5 protein-coding genes and 1 pseudogene are annotated in these 4,551 nt (G+C 65.7%); 2 read left to right on the top strand and 4 right to left on the bottom strand.

Annotated elements, in window-relative coordinates; genetic code table 11:
• Positions 1–254: dihydrofolate reductase family protein (locus tag EN893_RS19965; RefSeq protein WP_206640141.1), on the top strand; the 254-nt coding region annotated here is incomplete at its 5' end.
• A gap of 235 nt (positions 255–489) precedes the next feature.
• Here the strand turns inward: EN893_RS19965 and EN893_RS19960 are convergent.
• Positions 490–1,373 (bottom strand): annotated as a pseudogene (locus EN893_RS19960) (SDR family oxidoreductase).
• A gap of 90 nt (positions 1,374–1,463) precedes the next feature.
• Between EN893_RS19960 and EN893_RS19955 the strand changes: the two are divergent.
• Positions 1,464–2,297: a helix-turn-helix transcriptional regulator gene (locus EN893_RS19955; RefSeq protein WP_164748891.1), complete on the top strand. Its 834-nt coding sequence runs from the start codon at positions 1,464–1,466 to the stop codon at positions 2,295–2,297.
• 35 nt (positions 2,298–2,332) lie between these two features.
• Here EN893_RS19955 and EN893_RS19950 read toward each other — a convergent pair whose 3' ends face one another.
• The 3 genes from EN893_RS19950 to EN893_RS19940 all read right to left on the bottom strand — a co-directional run.
• Positions 2,333–2,779 carry an SRPBCC domain-containing protein gene (locus EN893_RS19950; RefSeq protein ID WP_127267209.1) on the bottom strand — a complete coding sequence of 149 codons (447 nt, stop codon included), beginning with the start codon at positions 2,777–2,779 and terminating at the stop codon, positions 2,333–2,335.
• The gene (locus tag EN893_RS19945) at positions 2,776–3,561 is read right to left on the bottom strand and encodes an IclR family transcriptional regulator (protein ID WP_127267210.1); all 786 of its coding nucleotides are present in this window, start codon (positions 3,559–3,561) and stop codon (positions 2,776–2,778) included. Before EN893_RS19945 ends, EN893_RS19950 begins: the two co-directional genes overlap by 4 nt.
• A gap of 103 nt (positions 3,562–3,664) precedes the next feature.
• A partial coding sequence (locus tag EN893_RS19940) for an NAD(P)-dependent oxidoreductase (RefSeq protein WP_128361721.1) occupies positions 3,665–4,551 on the bottom strand: 887 nt, incomplete at its 5' end.

Raw genomic sequence — 4,551 nt, 5'->3', positions numbered from 1 at the left:
GCAGCGAACTCGGCATAAGCCGGCTGCTGCTTGAGGGCGGCGCCGGCATCAACGGTTCGTTCCTTGCGGCCGGGCTCGTCGATGAACTGAGCCTTCTCGTGGCGCCCGCGATCGATGGACGCGCCGCCAACCAGGCCTTCGTCGAGTTCGGCGAGAGCGGCCTGGCGGGCAAGATGCAGTTGTCCCTGATGAGCTGCGAGGCCTTGGCGCATGGGCTCGTCCATCTGCGCTACGCGGTCAGCCCTGGAGCATGATCCCGAAAAGTCGTCATCCTGGGGCGGAGCAAGGAGCGAAGCGACGCAGCGCAGACCCCGGGATCCATGCCGGGACTCGGAAGCCCCGCAGCGGTGCAGAATTCTGCTCCGCTGCACCCTATGATTAAGGTCGCGGCATGGATCCCAGGGTCTCCGCGACGGAGCTGCGCTCCTGCTTCGCCCAGGGATGACGAAGTTCAGAGACTTCGGCTCACCTCAAACGTTGCTAGGCGCATCAATACCGCATGGCGTCGAGATCGGCGATCAGCGTCGGGCCGGTCGGATGCCAGCCCAATCGTGCCTGTGTCAGCGCGCTGGAGGCCGGCAGATCCATCGGCGCGAACATTGCCATCCAGCCGAAATGCTCCGCCGCTCTTTCCGGCGCGATGGAGACGACCGGCAATTTCAGGCCCCGGCCAAGCGCCTCGGCGATGGCCCGCACCTCGACGCCTTCCTCGCCGACCGCGTGATAGCGTGCTCCCGGTTGCCGCTTTTCCACGGCCAGCCGGTAAAGCCGCGCCGCATCGAGGAGATGGCCCGCGGAGAAGCGGTTGCGGCCTTCGCCGACATAGGCCGAGACGCCCCTTTCACGCGCGATCTCGATGAGCGGCGAGATAAGCCCTTGCTTGACCGGATTGTGGACCTGCGGCAGCCGCACCACCGACAGATTGATGCCGTTTTCCAGAAGCGCATTGCCGGCCAGCTCGGAGGCTATGCGCGGATTGGGGTGGCTGGCATTGAAGACGTCCTCAATCGCCAGTTCGCCATGCCCAGGGCTGCCCATGCCGACGCCGGAGGTGATCACCAGCGGCCGGTCGGAGCCGGCCAGGGCGGCGCCGAGAGCGGCGATGACGCGCTTGTCCTTTTCGCAATTCTCGGCAAACCGCGAGAAATCATGGTCGAACGCCGTATGGATCACAGCCTCCGCCTTCGCCGCGCCGTCGCGCAGCCCCTCGGGATCTTCGAGGGTGCCCCGATGCACCTCGGCGCCGCCGCGACCAGCGCCTCGGCGCCGGCGTCGGAGCGGGTCACGCCGACCACCTGGTGGCCCGCCTTGATGAGTTCGGGAACGATCGCCGAACCGATGAAACCGGTCGCGCCGGTGAGAAAGATACGCATGCAAAATCTCCTGCACAGTTGCCTGCGTAATATTGCTGGTCTATTATTCTATTAAAGTAGTGATCTTATCATGGTATAATGGCTAACAGGATGCCCTCCAATTCCGCCGGCTCGCTGGCAGCGTTCCTCAAAGACCGGCGCACGCGGCTCGATCCGGCTTCCTTCGGCTTTTCGGGCCGCCGACGCACGCCGGGACTGCGCCGGGAAGAGGTCGCCCAACGCGCCAACATCAGCCCGACCTGGTACACATGGCTGGAGCAGGGCCGCGGCGGCGCACCCTCGGCCGATGTCCTCAATCGCATCGCCAAGGGGCTACTGCTGACCGAGGCGGAGCGCGAACATCTTTTCATGCTGGGGCTCGGGCGCCCGCCCGAGGTCCGCTACACCGGTGCCGAGGGTGTCAGCCCACGGCTGCAGCGCCTCATCGACACGCTCGATGCCAGCCCCGCCATAGTCAGGACCGCTACGTGGGACGTCGTTGCCTGGAACCGCGCCGCGCGGGTCGTGCTGACCGACTACAGCGCCCTGCCCGAGGGCGAGCGCAACATCCTGCGCTTCATGTTCCTCAGTCCCCATATCCGCGCCAGGCAGCACGACTGGCAAAACCTGGCCCGTTTCGTGGTCGGCTCGTTTCGTGCCGATGCGGCCCGCGCCGGCGCGGTCTCCGAGGTGCGCGAACTCGTCGACGAGCTTTGCAGCGCCAGCCCCGAGTTTGCCGCCCTGTGGCGGGCAAACGACGTGCTCAGCCACGGCGACGGGACAAAGCGCCTGAAGCACCCGGAACTCGGCGATATCGAACTGGAATATTCGGGCTTCGCGGTCGACGGCCGGCCGGATTTGAGCCTGACCGTCTACAACCCGGTCGACAGCGCCGTCGCCGACCGCATCCGCGCGCTGGCTCTCGCCCGACACCCCAAAGAGTAAGGGCGGGACGACCGTCCGCGGGGAGACGCCCGCCCTCAAACGCGCTCGCAGACCGCCTTCAGGATCTGCAAGGTCGGCCCCCAGTAGAGATTGGCATGCGGACGGATCGCCGGTTCGGCAAAATCGCTGAGCGTCAGCGTCAGCAGCGTTCCCTCATCCGCTGGCGCCAGATCGAAGCTGACCACCGTGTGGTTTTCGGGCACGTCCGCCAGACGCGGGGCCGACAACGTGCTCCAGTAGCTGTAGGCGAAGCTCCTTCCCGGCTCAAAAGCGCGGATGGTGCCATGGTTCTCGAACGGCATTCCGTGCAGCAATCCGCGCATCACGATCGCGCCGCCGGCCTGTCCTTGCAGGCTGACGGTCAACTCCTCGTCGGACATCCATTGCGGGATCATTTCTGGCGTCGTCAGTATCCGCCAGACCTTGGCCGGCTCGGCACCGATGACGACGGTCTTGGTTATCGGCGCGAACGAAGCGGTCACGAGGCCTCGCTTTGGCCTAATGGCTCGGGCGCCAGCACCAGCCGGATCTCCTGCGCCGCCTGCGCGGCATGGTGGCGCACGGTGGCAAGGTCGAGCATGCTGTAGGTGGTCGCCACATAGGGCACGGTCAGCGCGGCGACGGAGTGGCCGAACGGCCCGATGACCGGAAAGGCAAGATCGATGACACCCGGCTGCAGCCCGTCCGCCACCTCTTCATGGCCGGCGGTACGGATGCGGCCAAGCGCACGCTCCACCTCGGCCTTTTCGTCAAGAACACCAGAGACTTGCAGCCATTGGTTGACTCTATCCTGCGGCTGGAACGCCATCAGCGTGCGGCCCGTGGCGGTGGCAAACAGCGGGAACTCGGCGCCGACGCGGACGCGGAAGCCGAAGGCCGCCGGGCTTTCCACTTGCGCCAGGATCAGTACCCTTCCGGCATTGTGGACGCCGAGATTGCAGGACTGCTGGATGGAGTCGGACAGCCGCCGCATCGACGGCAGCGCTGCCTGGACGAGGCCGCGCAGCGGCTCATGCCGGTGCGCCAGCTCGAACATGCGGGTCGACAGGAAATAGAGCCCGGCCGGGCGATCGCGAAAGATATAGCCGCGCCGTTCCAGCGCCTGCAGCACGCGGTAGATCTGGTGGATCGAGCGGCCGACCGCCTCGGCAATCTGGCCCTGGTTCAGCCCGTCCTTCTGCTCAGCCAAGAGCTCGATGACGTCGAACGCCTTTTCCAGGGCCGGTACCGAATAGTCCGGCGCTTCCGCAGTCTTGCCAGCCATGCCCCACAATCCTTCCCGGACCAAGCAATTCCAGGAAAAGTGTGAAACGGTTTCCGGCAGGAATTGCGTCAAAACAGAGAGATAGAATCAGGAGCTACTATAGTTACAAGGCAGCCCCCATCGTAGCCATCATCAGCCTGGCGATGCGTTGGTTGATGTCGTCGGGCACCGGCTGCGCGCCTGGCGCCGGTCTTTCGCCGGTAGCGCCCTTCACCACCCGCTCCAGCGACAGCGCCTGCAGCATGAAGCCGATGTCCATGGATTCGATCGAATTGCCCTTCGGTTCGCTGCCGGCAAGGTTGAACATGCGCCCGTCGGCGACCAGGATGACATGCCGGCCATTGGCAAGGTCGAGACGCTGCAAGGTGCCGTCGAGATCGGTGCTACCGGTCGTCATGGCACGCATGCCCTCGGTGTCGATCTCCCACGGAAAATGCCCTGAGTTGGCAAGCACCGCACCATCTTGCATGGCGGCAATCGCGCTGGCCGGCAGCACGCCGGCGCGTCCCGTGGCGGTGATGAACACCTGCGCCCATGGTGCCAGATCCGCCAGCGGCGCCACCCGGTAGCCGTCGAGGGCGGCTTCCAGCGCCTTGATCTCGTCGACCTCGACGACCGCCACGCGGCCGCCCAGCGCCCGCAGGTACTGCGCGATGCCGCGCCCGCACCAGCCATAGCCGATAACGCAGAAGCGCCGGCCGGGGATCATCAGATTGGTGATGCGCATGAAGCTTTCGACAACCGACTGGCCGACCGCGTGCTTGTTCTCGCCGATCGCCTTCAGTGGGCTGTCGTTGATGACGATCGACGGAAACGGCACCTTGCCGGCCAGTTCGCCGCGCAGCCGGTCGCCGCCGGACGTCGTCTCCTCGGTGCCGCCGAGAATGGAGGCCGCCCAGCCGCGTTCGATGATGCCGGCGGCAAGGTCGGCGCCATTGTCGAGCAGCATGTCGGGCTTGGCATCCAGTACCCGCGCCAGATTGGCGTGAT

The sequence above is a fragment of the Mesorhizobium sp. M7A.F.Ca.CA.004.04.2.1 genome, from assembly GCF_004022825.1.
Classification (GTDB): Bacteria; Pseudomonadota; Alphaproteobacteria; order Rhizobiales; family Rhizobiaceae; genus Mesorhizobium.
The sequence above is the reverse complement of the archived record's forward strand: the minus strand, read 5'-3'. Positions and strand labels throughout refer to the sequence as shown.